Below are 25,051 nucleotides of genomic sequence, written 5' to 3' on the forward strand. Positions count from 1 at the left end.
GGATGACCCGCCTCCTCGTGACCGTGCCCGGCGAGACCCTGCGACGCGCGATCGGCGATGCGCCTGAGCACGTCGACATCCGGATCTGGGACATGGACGAGCCCGCACCGGCCTCCCGCATCGACATCGTCGTGCCGCCGTACATGGGCACGTCCGACCGCCTCGGCGCTCTCGCCGGCGTGACCACCCGGCTCGTGCAGTCCCAGTCGATCGGCTACGACGACATCGCCGCCGCCCTGCCGCCCGGGCACGTGTTCGCGAACGCCGCGAGCGTGCACGAGCCGTCGACCGCCGAGCTGGCGCTCGCCCTCGTGCTGGCCTCCCAGCGAGGCATCCCCGATTTCGTGCGCGCCGCGGCCGACGGCCGGTGGGCGCCCGCGCGGCACGCGAGCCTCGCCGACCGGCGCGTGCTCATCGTCGGCTACGGCGGCGTCGGTCGCGCGGTCGAGGCGCGCCTCGAGCCGTTCGAGGTCGAGATCACCCGGGTGGCCGCGCACGCGCGCGACGACGAGCGCGGCCGGATCCACGGCGTCGACGAGCTGCCGGAGCTGCTGCCGGGGGCCGACATCGTGATCGTGGGCGTGCCGCTCGACGACGCGACGACGGGCCTCGTCGACGCGGCCTTCCTCGCCGCCCTGCCCGACGGCGCGCTCGTCGTGAACGTCGCGCGCGGCCGGGTCGCCGACACCGACGCGATCCTCGCCGAGGCGCGCACCGGCCGGCTGCGCTTCGCGCTCGACGTCACCGAGCCCGAGCCGCTGCCCGACGGCCACCCGCTGTTCTCCCTGCCGAACGTGCTCGTGACGCCGCACGTCGGCGGCGCCTCGACCGCGATGATGCCCCGTATGGCGCGGCTCGTACGCCGCCAGATCGAGCGGATGCTGCGCGGCGACGAACCGCTCAACGTCGTGCTCCGCAGTTGAATCCGTGCCGGCCGCGTCGGGTCAACGAGTCCAGGTGCCGAGGCGGTTGCCGTCGAAGAACTGCAGCGTCATCGTCGACGCCCCGGTGCCTCCGAGCACGAACGTCGCCGACGAGCGCGAGCCCTCGGGCGCATTCTCGCCGCTGGGCGTGAACGCGAAGACGTCGCCGTCCCAGTGCTCGAGCGGCACCTCGTAGCCGCCGTCGGGTCCCAGGTGCACGACGAGCGAGTCGCCGGCGACGGCCACCTCGGCCGGGCCGAAGTACTCGTTCGACCAGGTGCCGGCGAAGTCCCCGAGCGGTGCCGACGGAGCCGCAGGCGATGCCGGGGGCGTCTCGTCGACGAGGTCCCCCGCCGGCTCGCGGTAGTGCGCGAGGGCCGCGCCATAGGCCTCGACCCAGTCGCGCGTCGACTCGCCGTACTGCACGAGGTCGAGGAACGCGCTCACGATCGCCTCGGCGGCGCCGACCGGCGCCCCGTTCGTGAGCGCGACGACGCCGAGCCCGAGCGACGGCACGAGCTGGAAGTTCGTGCCCGCCCCGAGCACGAAGGCGCCCGAGTGCGAGGCGGTGGCGCGTCCGCTCGTCTGCGTGCCGACGTTGAACCCGAAGCCGTACGACCCCGACCGCATGCCGGGCACGTTCGCGGGTGCCGACGTGACCTGCGGGCGCATCGCGGCGGCGAGGTGGGCGGGGTCGATGAGCGTCTCGCCGTCGACGACGCCGTCGGCGAGCACGAAGCCCATCCACCTCGCCACGTCGACGACGTTCGAACTCACGCCGCCGGCGGGCGACTGCGCGTCGGGGTCGCGTTCGTACAGCGACCGGAACTCGCCGTCGACGCGCGCGTGCAGCGCGGCGCGGTTCTCGTGCGCGACGAAGTCGTCGTGGCGCGAACTCGTCGACGTCATGCCGAGCGGCTCGTAGATCTCGCGCTCCGAGAGCGTCTCCCAGTCGAGCCCGGCCGCGTTCGCGACGGCCTCGGCGCCCGTCGTCATGCCGAAGTTCGCGTAGCCGTAGCTGATGCGGAACGGGTCCAGCGGCTGGTACCGCAGGTGGTCGATGACGTAGTCGCGGTCGTACCCGATGTCCTCGAGGTCGTCTCCGGCGGCGAGCGGCAGGCCCGACCGGTGGGCGTAGAGATCGCCGACGGTGAGGTGCTCGGTGACCCACGGGTCGGCGAGCGCGAAGCCGGGCAGCAGCGGCGCGACCGGGGTGTCCCATCCGACGACGCCGTCGGTGACCTGCGTCGCGACGACGGTCGCCCCGATCGGCTTCGACATCGACGCGACCTGGAACACGGTCTCGGCGTCCACGGGGTCGCCATCGCCCACCTTCCGCACCCCGAAACCGTCGGCGAACACCGTCTCGCCGTCGTGCACGACCGCCACGGCGGCCCCCGGCACCCCCGTCTCGTCGAGCACCCGTTCGACGAGGTCGGGCAGCGACTCGAGCGCGGGATCGAGGCCGCCGTCGGCGAGCTCGACCGCGTCGGCGGGCGGCGCATCGCCGAGCTCGATCCTCGGAGCGTACGGCTCGGCGGCAGTGCAGCCCGCGAGCGCGGCGGCCACGATCACGACCGCCGGAAGGGCGACTCCTCGGACGACGCGCATGGCGTTCCTCCCCCATTCGCACCGGGCTGCCCCGGCCCCGGCTCCACCACGAACCCGACGAGCGCAGCCTAACGGCCGGCCCCGCCCCGACGCACGCCCTCGAAACGGCCGCGCGGCCTGCGCGATCGGCGGTACCGGGCATAGGCTCGAAGGTGACGCCAACCGACGGAAGGTCGACATGCCCGCTTCGGCAGAGCCCCGCGTGGCCCTCTACTTCGACTTCGACAACATCGTCATCTCGCGCTACGACCAGTTGCACGGCGACTTCGCGTACCGCAAGGACACGTCGCGCTCGAAGGCGCCGGCCGCGGGCACGAAGACCGCCGAGAAGCTGCGCGAGGCGACCGTCGACATCGACGCCGTGCTCGACTTCGCCGCGACCTTCGGCACGATCGCGATCGCCCGCGCCTACGCCGACTGGTCGACGCCCGTGAACGCGAGCTACCGCGGCCAGCTCATCGACCGCGCGGTCGACCTCGTGCAGCTGTTCCCGCTGTCGGCGACGAAGAACGGCGCCGACATCCGGCTCGCGGTCGACGCGGTGGAAGACATGTTCCGCATCGACGATCTGTCGCACATCGTGATCGTCGCGGGCGACTCCGACTACGTCGCGCTCGCGCAGAAGGCGAAGCGGCTCGGCCGTTACGTCGTCGGCATCGGGGTGGCCGGCGGCACGAGCCGGGCGCTGACGGCGGCCGTCGACGAGTTCGCCGACTACGACGCGCTGCTCACGACCGAGGCCGCGGTCGACGACGAGGCCGACGAGCAGGCACCCGAGCCGGCGCCGTCGCGGCGGCGCAGGTCGGGCACGAAACCGACGGATGCCGCGACCGACGCCGCGCCCGAGGCATCCACCCGCGGCCGGAGGGCGAAGAGCGAGCCGAAGGAGGACGCGAAGTCCGAGCCCGCGGCGCCGGTCGAGCGACCGTCGGCGCGAGTCATCCAGTTCGTCTCGCCGACCGACCACGTTCCGGCCGAGCCGACGGGGAGCCCGCGCAACCCGGGCCGCCTGCTGCAGAAGGCGATCGAGCTGCTGCACGCGAAGAACGACGAGGAGTGGCAGTCGTCGAGCGCCGTGAAGAACCAGATGCTGCGCATGGACCCGTCGTTCCAGGAGCGGCGGCTCGGCTTCGCCTCGTTCACCGAGTTCCTGAAGTCGCGCGGCGGCGTCGTCGAACTCGACGAGACGGGCCGGGGGCGGGTGCGCATCCGGCCGACGAAGGACTGAGCGGGGTTCCGGGGCGCCGGTCATCACGAAAGGGGAGTCGAGATGAAGGCACTGCAGTACCGTACGATCGGGCAGCCGCCCGAGGTCGTCGAGATCGACACGCCCGAGCCCGGGCCCGGCGAGGTGCGCCTCAGGGTGACCGCGGCGGGCGCCTGCCACTCCGACAGCTTCATCATGGGGCTGGGCGAGGAGCAGTACGTCTACGGGCTGCCGCTCACGCTCGGGCACGAAGGCGCCGGGGTCGTCGACAAGCTCGGTGAGGGCGTCACGGGCGTCGAGGTCGGCGAGGCCGTCGCCGTGTACGGGCCGTGGGGCTGCGGCCGCTGCGTGCAGTGCGCGCAGGGCAAGGAGAACTACTGCGAGCGGGCCGCCGAACTCGGCATCCGCCCGCCCGGGCTCGGCGCACCCGGCGCGATGGCGGAGTACCTCGTGGTGCCCGACGCGCGGTTCCTGCTGCCGCTCGGCGACCTCGACCCGGTCGAGCACGTCGCCCTCACCGACGCGGGGCTCACGCCGTACCACGCGATCAAGATGTCGCTGGCGAAGCTCGTGCCCGGCTCGACGGCCGTCGTGATCGGGGCCGGCGGGCTCGGCCACGTCGCGATCCAGATCCTGCGGGCGCTCACGCCGGCGACGGTCATCGCGCTCGACGTCAGCCAGGACAAGCTGCGGCTCGCGACCGAGGTCGGGGCGCACCACGTGTTCCCCTCCGACGCAGAGTCGGCCGACCGCGTGAAGGAGCTCACGGGCGGCAAGGGCGCGGCGGCCGTGTTCGACTTCGTCGCGATCCAGCCGACGCTCGACGCCGGGCACGCGATGCTCGCCGTCGAGGGCGACCAGGTCCTCGTCGGCGTGGGCGCCGGAATGCTGCCCGCCGGGATGCTCCTGACGCCGTACGACGCCACCGTGCGCTCTCCCTACTGGGGCTCGCGGGCCGAGCTGTTCGAGGTGTTCGAGCTCGCGCGGGCGGGGCTCGTGAAGATCGAGACCGAGCGCTTCACGCTCGACGAGGCACCCGAGGCGTACCGACGCCTGCACGACGGCACCCTGCGGGGCCGTGCGGTCGTCGTGCCCTGAGCCCCTCCACCTCCCCCTCCTCCCGCCTCGTCACGGTCGCGTGACGAGGCATCCCGATGTGGTCTGACCACATCTGGTACGCTGTGGTCTGACCACAAGCGGTGCGAGCACGGAGGCGACGACATGAGCGAGACGCGCGCGTGGCGCACCGTGCTCGAGCACATCGAGACGCAGCTCCTCGAGGGGCGGCTGCGCCCCGGCGACCGGCTGCCCGGCGAGCGCGCCCTCTCGGCCGATCTCGGCGTCGGCCGCTCGAGCGTGCGCGAGGCGCTGCGGGTGCTCGAGGTGCTCGGGCTCATCCGCACGCAGGCGGGCTCGGGCCCGAACGCGGGCGCGATCATCATCGCCACCCCGTCGGGTGGCATGAGCACGCTCATGCGGCTGCAGGTCGCGGCGAGCGGGTTCCCCGTCGCCGACATCGTGCGCACCCGGCTGCTGCTCGAGAGCGCGGTCGCGGGCGAGCTCGCGGAGCGCCATCGACACGACGGGACGCCCGACGGCCCCGACCTGGCCTCCGCCGACCGGCTGCTCGACGCGATGGACTCCCCCGGGCTCGAGCCCGCCGAGTTCCTCGCGCTCGACGCAGAGTTCCACCTGGCGCTCGCCGAGGCATCCGGCAACCAGGTGATCACCGCGACCATGGCGGGCCTGCGCAGCGGCATCGAGGGCTACGCGCTCGAGGGCCTCGCCCGCATCGCCGACTGGCGGGCGACCGCGGCGCGCCTGCGGGGCGAGCACCGCGGTGTCGTCGACGCCATCCGCTCGGGCGATGCCGCCGCCGCCCGCACCCGCATCCACGACCACATCTCGGGCTACTACGCCGAGACCTTCGTCGACCACCACTGAGACACCGAGAGGCACGCACCCACGATGGTCCAGCGCCAGTTCCCGAAGCCCAAGGAGCTCGCCGAGCTCATGCGCTTCAAGAAGCCCGAGCTCAACGCGACGAAGCGCCGGCTCGACGCCGCCCTCACGATCGCCGACCTCCGCGCGATCGCGAAGCGCCGCACGCCGAAGGCGCCGTTCGACTACACCGACGGCGCCGCCGAAGGAGAGCTGTCGCTCGCGCGCGCCCGCCAGGCGTTCGAGGACATCGAATTCCACCCCGGCATCCTCCGCAACGTGCCCGAGGTCGACACCAGCCGCGAGGTGCTCGGCGGCCCGACCGCGCTGCCGTTCGGCATCGCGCCGACCGGGTTCACCCGCATGATGCAGACCGAGGGCGAGGTCGCCGGCGCCGGCGCGGCGGGCGCCGCGGGCATCCCGTTCACCCTCTCGACGATGGGCACCACCTCGATCGAGGACGTGAAGGCCGCGAACCCGAACGGGCGCAACTGGTTCCAGCTCTACGTCATGCGCGACCGCGAGCGTTCGTACGAACTCGTGCACCGCGCCGCGGCCGCCGGGTTCGACACCCTCTTCTTCACGGTCGACACCCCGGTCGCCGGCGCGCGCCTGCGCGACACCCGCAACGGCTTCTCGATCCCGCCGCAGCTCACGCCCGGCACGGTCGTCAACGCGATCCCCCGCCCCAACTGGTGGATCGACTTCCTCACCACGCCGAAGCTCGAGTTCGCGTCGCTGCAGTCGACGGGCGGCACCGTCGGCGAGCTCATCGACGGCATGTTCGACCCGACGATCGGGTGGAACGACCTCGACACGATCCGCGCGATGTGGCCGGGCAAGATCGTGGTGAAGGGCGTGCAGACGCTCGCCGACGCGAAGGAGCTCGCGGGTCGCGGCGTCGACGGCATCGTGCTCTCGAACCACGGCGGCCGCCAGCTCGACCGGGCGCCGATCCCCTTCCACCTGCTGCCCGTGGTCGCGCGGGAGGTCGGCGCCGACCTCGAGGTGCACCTCGACACGGGCATCATGTCGGGCGCCGACATCGTCGCCTCGGTCGCGCTCGGGGCCCGCTTCACGCTCATCGGCCGCGCCTACCTCTACGGGCTCATGGCCGGAGGTCGCGCGGGCGTCGACAAGACCATCGAGATCCTGTCGAAGCAGGTCGTGCGCACGATGAAGCTGCTCGAGGTGGAGTCGCTCGACGAGCTCGGACCCCGGCACGTCACGCAACTGGCCCGCCTGCAGCCCATCGCACGCCCGGTGCAGGATGCCGCGGCCGAGGCCTCGTCGGCGAAGCCGGCCGCCGTCCGGACCTCGCGCGCGGCGAAGCCCGCGACGAAGGCCGCGGCCGCCGCGAAGGCGGCCTCGACGACGGCCGCCGTGACGTCGCGCTCCGCCGGTGCGACGAAGCCGAGGGCCGCAGCCGCCTCCGAGTGAGGCGACCGGGGCGAGCGGCGGCCCGTGAGCCGACGTCTCGTCGACGTGCTCAGCGCGCCCGCCCGGAGCGCCCCTTCGGCACGATGATCGACTGGCCGATCGTGAGCGCGGCCGCCCGGGTCGCCATCTTGCGCACCTGGTCGGCCTGCTTGCGGCGGCGCTCGACGAGCTTCGCGCGCCGTCGGGCCCGCAACGCGGCATCGGCACCGACCGCCGGCTCGCCGCCGCGACCCGCCGACGATGCGGTGGCCGGGCCGTACCGGACGGAGGCCCGGTCCAGCCGCGCGGCCGCGCGTGCCGCGCGCTCGGCGGCGAAGCGAGGCGAAGTCCGTCGCTCCGTATCGGCTGCGCGCGCCGAGGCCTCGGCGAACTCGACGGCCGACTCGAGGCGCCGCCTCGCACGCGCATCGCTCGGCAGGCGCTTGGCCATGCGCCGCACCTCGGTCTCCATCTCGCGCACCGCGGCGATCGCCTGCTTCGCGCGACGGCGCTCGGCCCGCTTCGAGGTCCGCATGCTCACCCCTCGTCGATCAGCTCGAGGAGGCGCTCGGCCGCGTCGCGGATCTCGTCGTGGTCGTACTGCCCGGCACGGCTCTCGAGCGAGATCACGGCGCACCGGTGCACCCGGCGGAAGTCGCCGTAGGGGAACGAATACGCCTCCTTCGTCTCCTCGTCGGCGTCGTCGTCGATGCCCAGGTGCCAGTGCCGGTACTCGGTCCAGCCCTCGTCGTCGATGAACGCGTTCTCGTCGTCGGTGGTCGGCGCGTGCTCGCTCCAGTCGTCGCGCTCGTCGCGTTCGACGTCGCCGTCGCGCACGAGCGACCGCGCGTGGCGGAGCGCCGTCTCGTTCAGTCGGATCGCCATGTCGTGCTCCCTTCCGTCCTCCCCGGTCTACGTCGTGCGTGCGGAGCGGACAAGGGGGTTGCGGGCGGGGCGCTCGGGCACGCGACTCAGCGCCGCCGAGCGAACTCCGCGATCGTCACGCCCGAGGCATGGGGCGTGCTCTCGACCGGTTCGAAGCCGCGCGGCCGGTAGTCGAGGCCCGCGAACAGCGGGATGCCGGCTCCGAAGAGCTTCGGATTCACCTTGAGCACGAGCCGGTCGATCTCGTCGACGAGCTGCCCGGCGAGCGCCCCTCCGCCGCAGAGCCAGATGTCGCTGCCGCCGGGTTCGGCCTTGAGCGAGCGCACGACCTCGGTCGGGTCGTCGTCGGTGACGACGAGGTTCTCGCCCTCGGCCTCGTGCGACCGCGAGAAGACGATCTGCCGCAGGTGCGCGTAGGGGCTCGTCATGCCGAAGGGCAGGCCGACCGCGTAGGTGTTCCACCCCATGAGCACGGTGTCGAAGACCTCGCCCGTCTGCTCGAGGCCGAGCGCCGTCGCGCCCGCCGTGGGCACCGCGTCGGCGTACTGATCGAAGATCGTCGCCATATGGTCGCCCTCGGCGTCGAGGGCGTCGTACTCGCCGTTCGGCCCGGCGATGAAGCCGTCGAGGCTGACGGCCACGTAGTACACGAGTTCTCGCATCGTTTCCTATCCACTACTGATGTTGTGGTTGCGAAACTACTACAGATGTCGTGATCTTGTCTAGACTCGGTCGCATGGCCCGGAACGACGAACGCCGTCGACTGCTCGCCGATGCGGGGCTCGCCGTGCTCGCCCGCGAAGGCGCGCGCGGGCTCACGCACCGCGCGGTCGACGACGAGGCCGGCGTGCCGACGGGCACCGCGTCCAACTACTTCCGCAGCCGCGACGCCCTCATCGCCGGGCTCGTCACCCGCATCGGCGAACGGCTCGGCCCGACCGACGACGATCTCGGCGTCCGGGCCGCACAGCCGGCCGGCCCCGCGCTGTTCGCCGACTACGTACGCGACATCGTGCGCCGGCTGAGCCGCGAGCGCGACGTCACCCTCGCCCTGTTCGAGTTGCGACTCGAGAGCACCCGACGGCCCGAGGTCGCGTCCGTGCTGCGCGAGTGGCAGCGCACCGCGTTCGCCGGCGACGTCGCCTTCAACGCCGCGGCCGGGCTGCCGGGCGGGCGCGCCGAGATCGCGCTCTTCCACTACGCGATCGACGGGCTGCTGCTCGACCGACTGACCGAGCCGATCGACCCCGAGACCTCGACCGACGAGGTGATCGACGCACTCGTGGCGGGCCTGCTGCCCGACGACTGACACGGCCGCCTACGATGAGCGCGGGAGGTCGGAGATGACGGAAGCCGTGAACGGGGGCGCGCCCGACGGCGCCGACGACCTCGCCCCGCCGCCCGCGGCGACCGGACCCGCGCCCCACCCGCTGCGCCGCTACCTGGCCCGCTTCGGCACTCGGCGCACGCTGCTCTCCGACGCTCGCGCCGGCCTCGTGCTCGGCATCGAGAGCATCCCCGACGGACTCGCGTCCGGCGTGCTCGCGGGCGTGAACCCGGTCTACGGCCTCTACGGCTACCTGTTCGGCACGCTCGGCGGCGCGCTCGCCACCGGTTCGGTCTTCATGTCCGTGCAGGCCACGGGGGCCATGTCGGTCATGATCGCCGACGTGCCGGCCGTCGTGGGCTCCGACCGGCAGGGCGTCGCCGTGGCGACGCTGTCGATCCTCACGGGCCTCGTCATGCTGGGGCTCGGCCTCGCCCGCCTCGGCTCGCTCGTCCGGTTCATCCCGACCGCCGTGCTCGTCGGATTCATCAACGCCGTCGCGGTGAACATCGTGCTGGGCCAGCTCGCCAACCTCACGGGCTACGCGGGCGTCGGCGAGAACCGCCTCTCGCGCACCTTCGACACGCTGCTCCACCTCGCCTCGATCCACTGGCCGAGCCTCGTCATCGGTGCCGTGACGATCGGACTCATCCTGCTGCTCGAGCGCACCTTCCTCGGCCCGCTCTCGCTCGTCGCCGCCGTCGCCCTCGCCTCGCTGCTGCCGCTCGTCCCGTGGTTCGGCGACGTCGCGCTCGTCGGCGACCTGACCGACGTGCCGAACGCGCTGCCGCTGCCGGCGTTGCCCGACCCCGCGCTCACCCTCGACCTGCTCGTGCCGGCGCTCTCGCTCGCCCTGGTCGGCCTCGTGCAGGGCGCCGCGATCTCGGGCTCGATCGCCAACCCCGACGGCACCTACCCCGACGCGTCGTCCGACTTCCGCGGGCAGGGCATCGCGAACCTCGCGAGCGGACTCTTCCAGGGCATGCCGGTGGGCGGTTCGATGTCGGCGACGGCCATCGTGCGTGCCGCGGGCGCCCGGAGCGCGCTCGCGAACCTCAGCGCCGCGATCGCGATGATCGTCGGCATCCTGCTGCTCGGCGGCGTCATCACGCAGGTGGCGATGCCGGCGCTGGCGGGCCTCCTCATCCTCGTCGGCGTGCGCACGTTCAAGCCGCGCGACCTCGTGATGGTGTGGCGCACCGGGCCGATCCAGGCGACCGTGCTCGCGGTGACCTTCGTGCTCACGCTCATCGTGCCGCTGCAGTACGCGGTGCTCGTCGGCGTCGGCCTCGCCGTGGTGCTGCACGTCGCCCGGCAGTCGAACCGCGTCGTGATCCGCCGCTGGGTCTACGACGAGTCGAGCCCGCACCCCGTCGAGACCGATCCGCCCGCGACGCTCGCGCCCGGCGAGGTGGTCGTGCTCGTGCCCTACGGCAGCCTCTTCTTCGCGGCCGCGCCGATCTTCGCCGGCCAGCTCCCCGAGATCCCCGATCGCTGCGAACGGGCGGTCGTGGTGCTGCGCATGCGCGGCACCGACGAGCTCGGCTCGACGTTCATCCGCGTGGTGACCGACTACTCCGAGCGGCTGCGGCGCGCGGGCGGCGCGCTCATGCTCGTGGGCCTCGGCGATCGCGTGATGACCCAGCTCGACGCCACGCGGGCGACCGTGGTGATCGGGCGCGACCGCGTCTTCGCCGCGACCCCGCGCATCGGCGACTCGCTCGACGCCGGGCTCGCCGCGGCACGCGCGTTCGCCGCAGCCGGCTCGCCGGCGACGCCGGCCGCTTCGTCGCCCGCCGCAGAACCCGACGAGCCGGCCGAACCCGACGAGCCCGAGGCATCCGACCGCGACCGGTAGCGCACGAACCAGACGAGCATGAGGGCCGAGGCGCCCAGGTAGAAGCCGTGCAGGAACCAGATCGGCCCGAACGGCATGCTCACGACGTACACGGTGTGCAGCGCGTTGCCGACGTTCGTGATGACGAGGTTGCCGACGCTGTATGACGACAGGTCCCTCGTGCGCGCCGCCTTCACCAGCATGGGCACGTAGCTCATGGCGAAGAGGCCGGTCGAGATCGCGCCGGCGACGACGGCGAGGTCCATGCCGCGAACGCTACGGGGCGGCCGGATGCCTCGCACCCGGGCCGCCCCGCAACCACGCGCTCCGCGTGGACCGGGGCGGTTCGGTGACCGCCCCGAGTCGAGCCGCTTCGCTACGCGGCGCCCTCCGCTCCCGCGTTCGCGGCGGCGATCAGCTGCTCGATCTGCTCGACCGAGACCGGGACTCCCGGGAACCCGACGAGTCGCCCGATCGGGAACGACGCCATCATCTTCGCCATGCCCTCGTCGGTGAACACGTCGGTGTCGCCCATGCCGTCGGCGAGCGACGTGAGCGCCGCCGCGGCGGCCGGGCCGGCGATGGGGTCGGCCATGACGTCGGCGATCGACGACTCGAGCGAGAGCGGGAGACGCACGACGTCGCCGTCGATCGCGACCGTTCCGGTGAGCCGGATGTCGCGGCTGGACGCCCCGACCTCGACCGTGAGCTCGCCGCCCTCGACGACCCAGCGGTCGACCCGCACGTCCCAGTACGCGAGGTCCTCGCGGCGCACCCGCACCTCGACCTCGCGCGACTCGCCCGCGGCCAAAGCGACCGAGGCGAATCCGCCGAGCGCGCGGGGTGCGCGCTGCACGGCCGAGCCGGCGAGGCCGGTGTAGACCTGCACGACCTCGCGCCCGTCGCGCGAGCCCGTGTTCTCGACGGTCACGCGCACGGAGAGGCCCGAGGCATCCGCGGCGATCGAGATGCCCGAGTACGCGAACGTCGTGTACGAGAGGCCGTGGCCGAACGGGTACCGCACGGCCGTGTCACGGGCGTCGTACCAGCGGTAGCCGACGAACAGTCCCTCGCCGTAGCGCACGTGCCCGAACTCGCCGGGGAAGTCGAGGAACGCGGGGGTGTCCTCGAGGCGCAGCGGGATGGTCTCGGCGAGCCGGCCCGAGGGGTTCACGACCCCGTAGAGCACGTCGGCGATGCCGCTGCCGCCCGCCTGGCCGCCGAGCCAGCCCTCCACGATCGCGGGCACGTCGCCCGCGAACGGCAGTTCGACGACCCCGCCGTTGGCGAGCACGACGACCGTGTTCGGGTTCGCCGCGCGCACGGCCTCGACGAGGGCGAGCTGGCTCGCGGGCAGCCGCAGGTGCTCGCGGTCGAAGCCCTCCGACTCCGCCGCGGCCGGGAGTCCGAGGAACAGCACGGCGACGTCCTTCGACGCGGCGAGCGCGACGGCGTCGGCGGCGAGTGCGGCGTCGGCCGCGGCATCCCGCCCGTCGATCGTGAAGCCCGCCGCGTACCCGACGTTCGCCGAACCCGCGGCCTCGGTGATCGCGTCGAGCGCGTTGTCGAGCCGGGTCGGGTTGATGAGCGAGGAGCCCGCCCCCTGGTAGCGGGGCGTCTCGGCGAAGGCGCCGATGACCGCGACGGTCCGCGACGCATCGAGCGGCAGCAGGCCGCCCTCGTTGCGCAGCAGCACGGCGCCGCGGGCGGCGGCCTCGCGGGCGAGGGCGTGGTGGGCGTCGACGTCGTAGGTCGCCTCGGCGTCGGCGCCCGCGACGGCCTTCTGCGCGAGCTCGACGGCGCGCCTCGCCGCGAGGTCGAGCGCCGACTCCGCGAGGCGGCCGTCGCGCACGGCCGCGACGAGCTGGGCGTCGGTGCGGCCGTCGGAGGCGGGCATCTCGAGGTCGAGGCCCGCGGGAAGGCCCGAGACGCGGTCGTTCACGGCGCCCCAGTCGCTGACGACGAGGCCCTCGAAGCCCCACTCGTCGCGCAGCACGCTCGTGAGCAGCCACGGGTCCTCGCTCGCGTAGACGCCGTTGATGCGGTTGTACGAGCACATGACCGTCCACGGCTGCGCGTCCTCGACGACCCGCTGGAACCCGCGCAGGTAGATCTCGCGCAGCGGCCGCGGGTCGACGTCGCTCGACGCGCGCATGCGGTCGTGCTCCTGGTTGTTCGCGGCGAAGTGCTTGAGCGAGGCGCCGACGCCCTGCGACTGCAGGCCGCGCACGAGCGCGCTGCCGAGCACGCCCGAGACGAGGGGGTCCTCCGAGAGGTACTCGAAGTTGCGGCCGCACAGCGGCGAGCGCTTGATGTTGATGCCCGGACCGAGGAGCACCCCGACGCCCTCGGCGCGCGCCTCCTCGCCGAGCGCGCGGCCCACGCGCTCGAGCAGTTCGGGGTCGAAGGTCGACCCGAGCGCGACCGCGGGTGGGAAGCACGTCGCCGGCACGCTGTCGCCGATGCCGAGGTGGTCGGCGCTCCCCCGCTGGAGGCGGACGCCGTGCGGGCCGTCGGTGAGCACGATCGACGGGATGCCAGCGCGCTCGACGGCCTTCGTCGTCCAGAAGCTCGCGCCGCTCGTGAGCGACGCCTTCTCCTCGAGGGTCAGTCCGGCGACGATCTCGGCGGCGTCGCGCGCGGCGAATGCCGCGGCGTCGCCTCGGTCGGTCGTGGTCGGTTCGTTCTGCAGGGTGTCGGTCATGCTGCTCCTTCATCGAGAGGGGTTTCGGTCGTCGCGAGCAGGCGCTCGCCCGAGGCATCCGCCATCACTTCACCGCCTTGATCGGCCACACGGCGAAGGCGCCGAGCACCGAGAGCACGATGCCCACGGGGAAGAGCCCGGCGAAGCCGAAGGCGAGCACGATCGCGCCGGCGACGCCGGGGGCGAGGGTCTGCGGCAGGGTCGCCGCGATGTTGACGACGCCGAGGTCCTTCGCGAACGACTTCGACGACGGCAGGACCTCGCTCATGAGGGCGGTGTCGACGGCCTGGAACATGCCGAAGCCGAGGCCCGAGACGAACGTGAAGACCATCCACGCCGTGAGGTCGGGCCAGACCCACGGCACGACGAGCGCGAGCCCGGTGACGATCGACGAGGCGAAGACGAAGGGCTTGCGCCGCCCCACCTTGTCGGAGAGGGGACCCGAGACGACGGTCGCGATCAGGATGCCGACGAGGCTGATGAGGCCGAGCATCGGGATGACCTCGCCCGGCTTCTCGATGCCGAAGTAGTCGGTGAGCAGGAAGAACTGGTAGCCGGTCACTGCGAAGTAGCCGGTGTAGAGCAGCAGGCGGCCGGTGAAGGCCCAGAAGAAGTCGCGGTGCTCGACCGGGTTCACCCAGAACGTGCGCAGGAAGTCGATGAGCTTGAACGGCTCGGGCTCGAGGTCCTTCGACGAGTGGTCGGGGTTGAAGACGACGAACAGGGTGAGGATGACGAGCGAGAAGACCGCGAACGTGACGTAGCCCGCGGCGATCGAGCCGAGGAAGAGCGAGCCGACGATCTGGCCGCCGAGCGCGCCGACCATGAGGCCGATGCCGGAGAGCGCGGCGAAGGTGCCGCGTCGCTTCAGCGGCACCCGGTCGGGCATGATCGCGCTCAACGGGCCCTGCGCGAAGTTGTAGGTGATCTGCACGAGGGTCCACGCGATCACGACGCCGACGAGCGAGTCGGCGAAGGCGAGCCCGACGAGCGCGAGGCCGCCCGCGAGCGAGCCGAGCACGATCCACGGAGCGCGTCGCCCGAAGCGCGAGCGGGTGCGGTCGGAGAGCTGCCCGGCGATGGGCTGGGCGATCATCGAGAAGAACGCGCCGATGGTCATGACGATCGCGAGGTTCGCGACCTTGTCGGCCTCGCCGAACTGCTCGGTGATCTGGGCGGGCAGCAGGATGCCGGGCACGGCGCCCCAGATCAGGAAGATGCCGAGGTTCGCGGGGATTATCCACCCGAGCAGGCGTCGCACGCCGGTGATCGGGGCGGGCGGGTCTTCGTTGCCCGCGGCGGCGTCGAACGCGGCGAGCGCCGCCTCCGGGTCGTCGAGGCGGGGATCGGTGGCGGGTTCAGGGGTTGACGCCGTCGTCATGGGGGAATCCTTCTCGAGGCGGTCTCGCCGATGAGACCGGGTGCGAAAACCATACGCTGCTTGGTTTTGAATCTCAAGCGTCATTCGGCTTCGACGCCGTGCGATTACCATGCAGGTATGGCACGCAGGGGTTCGTACGCGAAGGGCGTCGCGAAGCGCGAGGAGATCCTCACGACGGCGCTCGACGTGATCGCGCGCAACGGCTACCGCGGCGCGAGCGTGCGCGAGCTCGCCGACGCGGTCGGACTCAGCCAGGCGGGCCTGCTGCACTACTTCTCGTCGAAGGAGGAGCTCTTCCAGGAGATCCTGCGCAAGCGCGACGAGGTCGACAGCCGGGCATTCGAGGGCGAGCGCGACCAGCAGATCGACGGCTTCTTCGCGGTGATCCGGCACAACGCCGAGGTGCCCGGGCTCGTGCGCCTCTACGCCCAGCTCTCGACCGAGGCGGGCGACCCCGACCACCCCGCGCGCGAGTTCTTCATCGAGCGGTACGAGCAGTTCCGCAAGCTCTTCTCCGACCTCATCCGCGACGAACAGGCGGCCGGCAGGGTGCCGGCCGACATCGACCCGGACCTCACGGCGAACCTCTTCCTCGCGGCCGCCGACGGGCTGCAGACGCAGTGGATGCTCGACCCCTCGATCGACATGGTCGAGAACGTCGCCTACCTCTGGCACCTCGTCACCCGGCGCGGCTGAGCGGATGCCCCGACAGAGCCTCGTCTCCGGCGATGTCCGCCGGCACAACCTGTCGCTCGTGCTCGGGCACGTCGCGACGGCGGGCCCGAGCGCCCGCAGCGAGATCGCCGCGGCGACGGGCCTCACGCGCGGGGCCGTGACCGCGCTCGTCGCCTCGCTCGCCGACGCCGGGGTGCTGCGTGAACAGGCGCCCGAACCCGGCGGCGCCGGACGCCCCGTGACCCGGCTCGAGCTCGACGCACCCGGCGTCGCGATCATCGTGGCGCAGGTCGACGCCGACACGACGACCGCGCTCGTGACGGACCTCGCCGGCACGACGCTGCACCGCGCCTCGCGCCAGCACGGCCGCCCGATGGGCGAACCCGGCCGCGTGCTCGACGTGCTCGCCGGCGTCGTCGCCGAAGCGCTCGACGCCACGGGGGCGCTCGGTCGTCGCGTCGTCGACCTGTCGATCGTCGTCTTCGCCCCGGTCGGCGGCGAACCCCCGGTCGTGCTCGCCGACACCGACCTCGGCTGGGGCGAGGTCGACGTGGTCGCCGGCCTGCGCGACCGACTGTCCGGGCTCGGCGTCGACACCGCCCTGACGCTCGCCTCCGACGGCTGGCTCGCGGCCCTCGCGGAGCGCGCCCTGCTGCCGGGCGCCGACGCCCTGCTCTACCTCAAGAGCAACTCGGGCATCGGCGGCGCGATCGTCTCGAGCGGCCTCATCCTCGAGGGCGCGCACGGGGCGGGCGGCGCGCTCGGCCACCTGCCCGTCGTGCCCGGCGGCGCCGCCTGCGCGTGCGGCCAGCACGGCTGCCTCGTGACGGTCGCCGGCCCCGACGTGCTGCTCGACCGCGCGGGCCTGGCGCACCTCGTCGACGAGCTCGGCCTCGGCGCGACCCTCGACGAGCTCGCCGCGCGCATCCTCGCGGGCGACCCGCTCGCGGCCGCGGCCTGGCAGGAGGCCCTCCCCTGGATCGCGCGAACGCTGCAGATCCTCTCACTCGCGGTCGACCCCGAGGTGATCGTCATCGGCGGCTACTGGTCGCAGCTCACCGCGTCGATCGAGGCGGCCTTCCGCGAGAACCGTCCGACGATCGCACGGGCGGATGGCTCGCGGCCGGCCGTTCCGGCGATCGAGGCCGGCCGGCTCGGCGCCGACGCGGCGCTCCTCGGGGCCGTGCACGAGGCGCGCGACCGGCTGCTCGCCGACCCGCAGCGCCTGCTCGCCCTCTGAGCAGCGGCCACGCCGCCGGCCGAGCGCCGACGTGGCCGCGCGACCAGCCGGACCGATTAGTTCAACGGTTGAATTTATCGCCGCCGCGATGCATACTCATTGCCGAGCAGCATTCGGCTTTCATGTCGCGCTCGCACCCCATCCCGCCCAGTCCCCTGCTCGGCCGCTCGACGAAGAGGAGCCATCGTGTCCGTCCCGCCCCCCAGCGATCCCGCCACCGAACTCGCCCCCACCGGGGTGATCACCGCCGCCGAGCCGCTGCCCGGCGACCCGCCCGCGAGCCCGCCGCCCACGTGGCGCACCCTGCCGGGCCTGCTCACCACGGGCCTCGTGCTCTTCGGCATCTACGGCGGCATCGGCGCGATCCTGCTGCCGATGCAGGTGGCGATGATCGACGACGCGAACAAGGTGCAGAACCTCGCGATCGTCTCGACCGTCTCGTTCGTGTTCACGCTCTTCGCGCAGCCCATCGTCGGCGCGATCAGCGACCGCACCCGCTCGCGCCTCGGGCGCCGTGCCCCGTGGATGGTCGGCGGCGCGCTCATCGGCGGCGTGATGCTGCTCGGCATGGGCTTCCTCGACTCGGTGCTGTGGGTCACGATCTTCTGGGTCGTCATCCAGGTGTCGCTCAACGCCGTGCAGGGCCCGCTGTCGGCGATCACGCCCGACCGCTTCCCCCGCGACAAGCGCGGCGGCGCGAGCGCGATGTTCGGCATCGGCACCCAGGTCGGCATGACCCTCGGCATCATGGCGGCCGGCGTCTTCGCCGAGACGCTCGACCTCGGCCTCGGCTACGCGTCGTTCGGCATCGCGATCATCGTCGTGACCGTGGTCTTCGTCGTCGTCGACCGCGACTGGTCGTCGAAGGAGGCGACCGTCGAGCCCTGGAGCTGGAAGCAGTTCCTCGCCGGCTTCTGGGTGAACCCGAAGCGCTACCCCGACTTCGCCTGGGCGTTCACCGCGCGCTTCGCGCTCATGCTCGGCTACTTCGTCGTCGTCGCCATGTCGTTCTACATGCTCACCGACTACATCGGCATGTCGCTCGCGGAGGCCGGCTCGGCCACGGTCATGCTGACCCTCATCTCGCTCGTGCCCACCCTCGCGGCGATCGCGCTCTCGGGCTGGTGGAGCGACCGGATCGGCAAGCGCAAGGTCTTCATCTACGTCTCGTCGGTCATCATGGCCGCCGGCTTCGTCGTGCCGATCGTCATGCCCGACATGACCGGCATGATCATCTTCAACCTCGTCAACGGCATCGGCTTCGGCCTCTACATGTCGGTCGACGCGGCGCTCATGACCGAGGTGCTCCCGGGCGGAGGCACGGCCGCCGCGAAGGACCTCGGCATCCTCAACATCGCCACGAACGTGCCGCAGGCGCTGAGCGCCGCGATCGCGGGCATCATCATCACCTCGCTCGGCGGCTATGCCATGCTGTTCGTCTTCGGCATCGTGCTCACGATCGTCGCGGCGATCGCCACGGCACCCATCAAGAGCGTGCGTTAGGAGTTCCACGTATGTCGCACACCCCCGCCCAGTCCTCCGCCACCGAGCAGGATGCCGCCGCGGCATCCCCGTTCGTCGAGGTCGACACCCTCGCCGGCCGCGTGCGCGGCCAGTGGCGCCCGACCGTCCGCCACGCGGGCGACGCGACCGGCGGCCTCGGCGCCGACAGGTCGGCGGCGTTCCTCGGCATCCCGTTCGCCGAGGCGCCCGTCGGCGAGCTGCGCTTCGCGGCTCCGGTGCCCAAGGCGCCGTGGGCGGGGGTGCGCGACGCGCTCGAGTTCGCGCCGACCGCGCAGCGCGGCGACCCCGGCGTGACACTCATCCCCGAGCCGTCGATCCCGGGCGACTCGACCCTCAACGTGAACGTCTTCACCCCGTCGCCCGAGCTCCCCGCCGACGGCGAGGCCGGGCTGCCCGTGCTCGTGTGGATCCACGGCGGCGGCTACTTCGCGGGCTCCCCCGCGAGCCCCTGGTACGACGGCCGCAGCTTCAACCGCGACGGCGTCGTGACCGTGACCGTCTCCTACCGGCTCGGCTTCGACGGCTTCGGCTGGATCGAGGACGCCCCGTCGAACCGAGGCGTCCGCGACTGGCTGCTCGCGCTCGAGTGGGTGCAGCAGAACATCGCCGCGTTCGGCGGCGACCCGTCGCGCGTGACGATCACGGGCCAGTCGGCCGGCGGCGGCGCGGTGCTCACGCTCCTCGGCATGGAGGCCGCGCAGCACCTGTTCCACGGCGTCTACGCGATCTCGGGCGCGACGGCCGATGTCACGCCCGAGCGGGCCGAGGCGCTCGGCCGCAGGGTCGCGGGCGAGCTCGGCGTCGCGCCGACCCTCGCGGGCTTCCGCTCGGTCGACGAGGCGCGCCTGCTCGAGGTGCAGAAGTCAGCGACCGCACTCGAGGGCCCCGACGCGATGAACGACCTGCTCGAGCTCGGGCTCCAGCTCGGGCCGACGATCGACGGCGAGCTGCTGCATCGTTCGACGATCGACTCGTTCGCGGCGGGGGTGGGTGCCGGCAAGCCACTCGTGCTCGGCGCGACCGACGACGAGTTCGCGATGGCCCTGCTCGACGCGCCGAAGCTGCTCCGCTTCGTGCCGAAGTCGATGCTGCTGAAGAAGTCCGGCCTCTCGACGGCGGTCGCCCGCGACTACCTCGCCGCGAACCGCGATGTCGCGAAGCTCGGCAACCCCCGTCTCCTCGGCCGGCTCATCACCGACCGCATGTTCAAGGTGCCGATGCTGAAGGCGATCGCGGCCCGAGCGACCTCGGCCGAGGCATCCACCTGGCTCTACCGATTCTCGTGGCCGAGCGGCACCTTCGGCTTCGCCGAGCACTGCCTCGACGTGCCGTTCTTCTTCGACTGCCTCGACGGCCCCGCCATGGTGCCGCTCGCAGGTCCCAACCCGCCGCAGGAACTCGCCGACGAGCTGCACGCCGCCGCCGTCGCGTTCATCACGACGGGCGTCCCCGGCGAGGGGTGGCCGGCCTGGTCGGATGCCTCGCGCTCCACCCGCGTGTACGACACCCCGTCGCGCGTGGCGAACGACGGATACGCGAGCGTGCACCCCCTGCTCTGACCTGCCGCCCGTGCCGCACCGCGCCGGGGTCGCGGTACGGAATCACCCCCGAACGGGGTACGTGACCGTCGGGCGCGACCCGAGCATGCTTGCGACATGACCGCGGCCGGCGAACCTCCCGTACCCACCACGACCGGCCCGCTCGACGAGGTGCACCGCGCGCAGTCGGCCCGGCTGCTCGACCACCTCGTCGTGCACGGGCCCGCGACCCGTTCGGAGCTCGCCTCGGCGACGGGCCTCGGTCGCGGCACGATCGCCGGGCTCACCTCGCGCCTCCTCGACGCCGGGGTGCTCCGACCCGGCGCGGAGTCGACGGGCGACGGCCGCGCCGCACCGCTCGCGCTCACCGCAGCCGACCGCGTGCTCGTCACCGCGATGTTCGGCGTCGACGACGCGATCGCCACGGTCGCCTCGCTCGGCGGCGACGAGATCGCCCGGTTCGCCGAGCCGCTCGGGGGCGCCTCGGCGGACGCCTCGGCCGTCGAAGCCGCCCCACCCGACCCGCTCGACGCGCTGTCGCTCGTGCTCGGCCGCGCGATCGCGCGGGCGCGCCGTTCGGGGCACCCGATCGCCGACGTCACCGTGCTCACGGGCGGCGCCGTCGTCGGACGGCCGCCCGTCGTCATCGGCGACTCGCGGCTCGGCGCCGAGCCCGTCGACGTCCTCGCCCGGCTGCGCGAGGACCCGGCGTTCGCCGAACTCGAGCCGGAGCTCGCCCTGCCCGTCGCGCTGCGCCCGGCGGCGACCGCTGCGGCCGCAGCCGAGCACGGCGAGCTGCCCGGCATCGACGACCTCGTGCGCATCTCGGGCGACGACGAGCCGGCGGCGGCCGCGATCGCGGGCGGGCGCCCCCTCGTCGGCGCGCACGGGCTCGCGCTCACGTTCGCGCACCTTCCCGTGGTGCCGAACGGCGCACGCTGCGACTGCGGGCAGCAGGGATGCCTCGTCACGGTCGCCGCGCCCGGCCTCGTGCTCGAGCGGGCGGGGCTGGCCGAGTTCGCCGCGGCGAACGGGCGGTCCGCCGCCCTCGCCGAGCTCGTGACGCGCATCGAGGGGTCCGACGACCGGGCCCGGTGGTCGTGGCTCGACGCCGCGCTGTGGATCGGCCGGGCACTGCAGCTCGTGGTGCCGACGATCGATCCGACCGTGGTCGTCGTCGGCGGCTACTGGGGTCGGCTCATCGGCGACATCGACGCCGCGTTCCGGGCGAACCGCCCGTCGATCGGCGCAGGAGCGCTCGAGGCGATCCCGACGCTCGCCCCGAGCCGGGCCGGGCACGACGCCGCCCTCATCGGCGCCCGTCGCCAGGCGCGCGAGCGCCTCGTGGCCGAGCCGCTGCTGCTCGCCGGCTGAGACGCCGGCCTCGCCGGGCTCCTGAGCGCGCCATCTTGCGCGGGGAACAGGCGCTTTCGACCGACACGCCGACCACGAGTGACGACACGCCGCGCAGCCGGCGGAAGTGCCTGCGAACGGCCGCCGTGCTCAGCGCGCGGGCCGGCGGAACCGGCTCGAGATGCCCCAGCCCGTCACGCGCAGCATCGCCTCGACGACGATGCCGGCGCTCATCTTCGACCGGCCGTGGGCGCGCTCGACGAAGGTCACGGGCACCTCGACGACGGTGAGCCCGGCCTCGCGAGCATGCCACAGCATGTCGACCTGGAACCCGTAGCCGCGAGTGTGCACGTCCTCCAGCCTGATCCGGCGCAACGCGTCGGCGCGGAACGCCCGGTATCCCGCGGTCGCGTCGCGCGTCGGCAGGCGCAGCACCCAGCGCGCGTAGGCGCTGCCCCCGCGCGAGAGCAGCTGTCGGCGGCGGGGCCAGTTCTCGATCGCCCCTCCGGGGACCCAGCGCGAGCCGATCACGAGGTCGACCGGTTCGCCCGCGGGGTCGGTGCCGGCGAGCGCGGCGAGCATCGCCGGCAGCTGCTCGGGCTGGTGCGAGCCGTCGGCGTCGAGCTGCACGATCGGGTCGAAGCCGTGTCCGAGCGCCCAGTCGAAGGCCTCGAGGTAGGCGGCGCCGAGCCCCTCCTTGCCCCGCCGGTGCAGCACCTGCACCGCGGGGTCGGCGGCCGCGAGCTCGTCGGCCAGCACGCCGGTGCCGTCGGGCGACGCGTCGTCGACGACCAGCACCGAGGCATCCGGAACCGACGTGCGCACCCGCGCCACGATCGCGGCGAGGTTCTCACGTTCGTTGTACGTGGGGATCACCACGAGCGGTCGGGACATCCAGAGAATCGTAACCGGTTCCCGTCGGTCGAGCAGCGAGCGCAGCGAGGTATCGAGACCACGCCCGCGACGGCTCAGCGCACGCCCGCCATGAGCTTCAGCACGCCGCGGCTGCCGAGTGCGAGCGCGGCGCCGAGCACGATCGCGATGGCGCCGAGCACCCCGAAGTAGGTCGCCTCGTCGACCACCGTGTAGAACTCGGCGAGCAGGCCGGCGATCGACGTGCCGAGCGCGACCGAGAGGAAGAACAGCGCGACCATCTGGGTATGGAACCGCTTCGGTGCGAGCTTCGTCGTGACCGAGAGCCCCACGGGCGAGAGCAGCAGCTCGGCGACCGTGAACACGAACAGGATGAGCACCATCCACAGCAACGGCGTCGACCCCGCGCCACCGCCCGCGAACGGCAGGAACAGCAGGAACGCGAGACCCATGATGATCGTGCCGAGCGCGAACTTCACGGGCGTCGACGGCTGCCGGTCGCCGAGCTTCGTCCAGATCGCGGCGAACACGCCCGACAGGATGATGATGAAGATCGGGTTGATCGACTGCACCCACGACACCGGCATCTCCCAGCCGAACAGGTCGCGGTCGAGCTGCTCGTCGGAGTAGATCGTGAGCACCGTGAACTGCTGCTGGTAGAGCGACCAGAATGCGACGCTCGCGATGAACAGCGGGATGAACGCGAACACGCGGCTGCGCTCGGTCGACGAGAGGTGCTTGCTCGCGAGGATCACGATGAAGTACGCGACCGCCGCGGCGATCGTGCCGCCGATGACCCAGTTCACGAGGTTCGTCGCGGTGACGAGCCCGGTCAGCACGAGCACCGCGATGAGGATGACGGCCGCGACCGCGATGCCGATCACGAGTCCGATGCGGTCGCGCCGCAGCGGGTTCGGCACGACGGATGCCTCGGCCGGCAGTTTCCTGCGGCCGAAGGAGTACTGGATGAGTCCGAAGGAGTACTGGATGAGTCCGAAGGCCATGCCGGCCGCGGCGAGGCCGAAGCCCCAGTGGAAGCCGAGCGTGGTCTGCGCGAGCCCCGTGAGGATCGGCCCGAGGAACGCGCCGAGGTTGATGCCGAGGTAGAAGATCGAGAAGCCCGCGTCGCGACGCGGGTCGTGCTCGTCGTACAGGGTGCCGACGACGCTCGTGGCGTTCGCCTTGAGCCCGCCCGAGCCGAACGCGACGAGCACGAGCCCGACGCCCACGCCCCAGAAGCCGGGCAGGAACGCGAGGGCGAGGTGGCCGGCCATGATGATGCTCGCGCTGGTGAACAGCACGCGTTCGCTGCCGAGCAGGCGGTCGGCGATCCACGCGCCGAGGATGGTCGAGAGGTAGACCGTGCCGCCGTAGGCGCCGACGATGCCGGCCGCGGCGGTCTGGTCCATGCCGAGCCCGCCGTCGGCGACCGAGTAGTACAGGTACAGCAGCAGGATGCCCTGCATGCCGTAGAAGCTGAACCGCCCACATCTCGACGCCGAAGATGTGGATCAGCGGTCGCGGCTGCCCGAAGAATCCGCGGTCGCCCCGGGTGTCGCGTTCGCCGCCGGCGGTGACGCCGGGCTCGGGCGGCCCGTACTCTCCCGGGGCGGGTTCGGTGACCCTGCCCATGGGGGTCACCATACTCCCGCTCCCAACTCGCCGGTCGAGTGGCGCCCGACGGAGGAGGGCGCGTGTCGAGACCCCCGGGGGTTCTCCCCCGTGCGTCCGGCCGGCCCGCGTGCCAGCATCGAACGGGGGCGGGGAGATGCCGCGCCCGAGGGGGAGGACATGATGACCACGACGCGCACCGCGCGGACCATCGCACTCGCCGGCGCCGCGACCGCGCTGCTCGCCGGCTGCGCCTGGCTGCAGCCGCTCGAGCGCTTCAGTGACGGCTCGACGATCGACGAGGCGGTGCAGTCGATCGAGATCGACGACCCCGAGGGCAGGATCACGGTCGAGGGCTCGGCCGACGCCGACGGCGTGTCGGTCGAACGCACGGTCTCGTACCGGGGCGACCGCCGCCCCGGCTCCACGTACGAGGTCCGCGGCGACACGCTCGTGCTCGGCGGGTGCGGCCGCAACTGCTCGGTCGACTACACGGTCGTGCTCCCCGCCGGCGTCGACGTCGGCGGCTCGACGACGAACGGCTCGATCGAGCTGACCGGCGTCGCCGAGGTCGACGTCGAGACGAGCAACGGACGCATCGAACTCGACGAGGTGACGGGTTCGATCGACGCCCGCACGAGCAACGGGCGCATCGAGGGCCGGGGGCTCGGCGGCACCGGGGTCCGAGCCGTGACCTCGAACGGTGCGATCGACCTGCGCCTCGACACCGCGCAGGACGTCGAGGCCCGAACCTCGAACGGCGCCATCGACCTCGCCGTGCCGACCGACGGGTCGACCTACCGGGTCGAGACCGACACCTCGAACGGCTCGATCGACGTCGACATCGACGACCTGGCCGACGGCGAGTTCCTGCTCGACCTCTCGACCTCGAACGGGGCGATCCGCGTCGTCGGGCGCTGACGCCGCCCGGCACCCGCGCGTCCTTGACTCGAGGCCTCGCCTGCGGCATCCTGAGCCGACCCGGCTCCCGCCGGCCCGGCC

The 25,051-nt window shown here is 72.7% G+C and carries 20 protein-coding genes and 1 pseudogene; 13 read left to right on the forward strand and 8 right to left on the reverse strand.

The genetic code is table 11. The features are described from left to right. The first annotated feature begins 2 nt into the window (after nt 1–2). Nucleotides 3–923 carry a 2-hydroxyacid dehydrogenase gene (locus AC3RJ7_RS14360; protein ID WP_491456528.1) on the forward strand — a complete coding sequence of 307 codons (921 nt, stop codon included), beginning with the start codon at nt 3–5 and terminating at the stop codon, nt 921–923. Between the two features lie 21 nt (nt 924–944). Here the strand turns inward: AC3RJ7_RS14360 and AC3RJ7_RS14365 are convergent, their stop codons facing one another. Continuing rightward, entirely contained in the window at nt 945–2,534 is a 1,590-nt protein-coding gene (locus AC3RJ7_RS14365) for a serine hydrolase (protein ID WP_491456529.1), read from the reverse strand. Nucleotides 2,535–2,712: 178 nt separating this feature from the next. Here AC3RJ7_RS14365 and AC3RJ7_RS14370 point away from each other — a divergent pair, with 178 nt between their 5' ends. The 4 genes from AC3RJ7_RS14370 to AC3RJ7_RS14385 all read left to right on the forward strand — a co-directional run bounded on the left by AC3RJ7_RS14370 (nt 2,713) and on the right by AC3RJ7_RS14385 (nt 7,122). After that, nucleotides 2,713–3,762, forward strand: coding sequence for an NYN domain-containing protein (locus AC3RJ7_RS14370; RefSeq protein ID WP_491456530.1), 1,050 nt, complete (start codon nt 2,713–2,715; stop codon nt 3,760–3,762). Nucleotides 3,763–3,804: 42 nt separating this feature from the next. Continuing rightward, the gene (locus tag AC3RJ7_RS14375; RefSeq protein ID WP_491456531.1) at nt 3,805–4,839 is read left to right on the forward strand and encodes an NAD(P)-dependent alcohol dehydrogenase; all 1,035 of its coding nucleotides are present in this window, start codon (nt 3,805–3,807) and stop codon (nt 4,837–4,839) included. A 123-nt stretch (nt 4,840–4,962) separates the two neighbouring features. Continuing rightward, complete coding sequence (locus AC3RJ7_RS14380) at nt 4,963–5,685, forward strand: FadR/GntR family transcriptional regulator (protein ID WP_491456532.1); 723 nt, start codon at nt 4,963–4,965, stop codon at nt 5,683–5,685. A 24-nt stretch (nt 5,686–5,709) separates the two neighbouring features. After that, entirely contained in the window at nt 5,710–7,122 is a 1,413-nt protein-coding gene (locus AC3RJ7_RS14385; RefSeq protein ID WP_491456533.1) for an alpha-hydroxy acid oxidase, read from the forward strand. Between the two features lie 49 nt (nt 7,123–7,171). On the opposite strand, the gene AC3RJ7_RS14390 is transcribed toward AC3RJ7_RS14385, so the two are convergent. The 3 genes from AC3RJ7_RS14390 to AC3RJ7_RS14400 form a co-directional block, all read right to left on the reverse strand. Next, nucleotides 7,172–7,636, reverse strand: a complete 465-nt coding sequence (locus AC3RJ7_RS14390) for a hypothetical protein (RefSeq protein ID WP_491456534.1) — start codon at nt 7,634–7,636, stop codon at nt 7,172–7,174. Nucleotides 7,637–7,638: 2 nt separating this feature from the next. Next, complete coding sequence (locus AC3RJ7_RS14395) at nt 7,639–7,986, reverse strand: hypothetical protein (protein ID WP_491456535.1); 348 nt, start codon at nt 7,984–7,986, stop codon at nt 7,639–7,641. 86 nt (nt 7,987–8,072) lie between these two features. Beyond that, nucleotides 8,073–8,648 (reverse strand): dihydrofolate reductase family protein, encoded by a 576-nt coding sequence (locus AC3RJ7_RS14400; RefSeq protein WP_491456536.1) that lies wholly within the window; start codon nt 8,646–8,648, stop codon nt 8,073–8,075. Between the two features lie 74 nt (nt 8,649–8,722). Between AC3RJ7_RS14400 and AC3RJ7_RS14405 the strand changes: the two genes are divergently transcribed. Next, nucleotides 8,723–9,295, forward strand: a complete 573-nt coding sequence (locus tag AC3RJ7_RS14405; protein ID WP_491456537.1) for a TetR/AcrR family transcriptional regulator — start codon at nt 8,723–8,725, stop codon at nt 9,293–9,295. 34 nt (nt 9,296–9,329) lie between these two features. Next, complete coding sequence (locus AC3RJ7_RS14410; protein WP_491456538.1) at nt 9,330–11,171, forward strand: SulP family inorganic anion transporter; 1,842 nt, start codon at nt 9,330–9,332, stop codon at nt 11,169–11,171. Nucleotides 11,172–11,526: 355 nt separating this feature from the next. On the opposite strand, the gene AC3RJ7_RS14415 is transcribed toward AC3RJ7_RS14410, so the two are convergent. Both AC3RJ7_RS14415 and AC3RJ7_RS14420 read right to left on the reverse strand, forming a co-directional pair. After that, a complete protein-coding gene (locus tag AC3RJ7_RS14415) occupies nt 11,527–13,854 on the reverse strand; it encodes a glycoside hydrolase family 3 C-terminal domain-containing protein (RefSeq protein WP_491456539.1) in 2,328 nt (775 codons plus the stop codon). Between the two features lie 64 nt (nt 13,855–13,918). Continuing rightward, nucleotides 13,919–15,235: an MFS transporter gene (locus AC3RJ7_RS14420; protein WP_491456540.1), complete on the reverse strand. Its 1,317-nt coding sequence runs from the start codon at nt 15,233–15,235 to the stop codon at nt 13,919–13,921. Between the two features lie 117 nt (nt 15,236–15,352). Between AC3RJ7_RS14420 and AC3RJ7_RS14425 the strand changes: the two genes are divergently transcribed. The 5 genes from AC3RJ7_RS14425 (at nt 15,353) to AC3RJ7_RS14445 (ending at nt 21,586) form a co-directional block, all read left to right on the forward strand. Then, nucleotides 15,353–15,931 (forward strand): TetR/AcrR family transcriptional regulator, encoded by a 579-nt coding sequence (locus AC3RJ7_RS14425; protein ID WP_491456541.1) that lies wholly within the window; start codon nt 15,353–15,355, stop codon nt 15,929–15,931. Between the two features lie 4 nt (nt 15,932–15,935). Further along, entirely contained in the window at nt 15,936–17,150 is a 1,215-nt protein-coding gene (locus AC3RJ7_RS14430; RefSeq protein WP_491456542.1) for an ROK family protein, read from the forward strand. A 186-nt stretch (nt 17,151–17,336) separates the two neighbouring features. Then, entirely contained in the window at nt 17,337–18,653 is a 1,317-nt protein-coding gene (locus AC3RJ7_RS14435; RefSeq protein ID WP_491456543.1) for an MFS transporter, read from the forward strand. 11 nt (nt 18,654–18,664) lie between these two features. Continuing rightward, entirely contained in the window at nt 18,665–20,233 is a 1,569-nt protein-coding gene (locus AC3RJ7_RS14440; RefSeq protein WP_491456544.1) for a carboxylesterase/lipase family protein, read from the forward strand. Nucleotides 20,234–20,329: 96 nt separating this feature from the next. Next, a complete protein-coding gene (locus AC3RJ7_RS14445; protein ID WP_491456545.1) occupies nt 20,330–21,586 on the forward strand; it encodes an ROK family protein in 1,257 nt (418 codons plus the stop codon). Between the two features lie 129 nt (nt 21,587–21,715). On the opposite strand, the gene AC3RJ7_RS14450 is transcribed toward AC3RJ7_RS14445, so the two are convergent. Both AC3RJ7_RS14450 and AC3RJ7_RS14455 read right to left on the reverse strand, forming a co-directional pair. After that, nucleotides 21,716–22,459, reverse strand: coding sequence for a polyprenol monophosphomannose synthase (locus tag AC3RJ7_RS14450; RefSeq protein WP_491456546.1), 744 nt, complete (start codon nt 22,457–22,459; stop codon nt 21,716–21,718). Between the two features lie 74 nt (nt 22,460–22,533). Then, nucleotides 22,534–24,070, reverse strand: a pseudogene (locus AC3RJ7_RS14455) (peptide MFS transporter). A 159-nt stretch (nt 24,071–24,229) separates the two neighbouring features. Here AC3RJ7_RS14455 and AC3RJ7_RS14460 point away from each other — a divergent pair. Beyond that, nucleotides 24,230–24,970, forward strand: a complete 741-nt coding sequence (locus AC3RJ7_RS14460) for a DUF4097 family beta strand repeat-containing protein (RefSeq protein WP_491456547.1) — start codon at nt 24,230–24,232, stop codon at nt 24,968–24,970. Nucleotides 24,971–25,051 lie beyond the last annotated feature (81 nt).

This window comes from Agromyces solani (genome assembly GCF_058349925.1).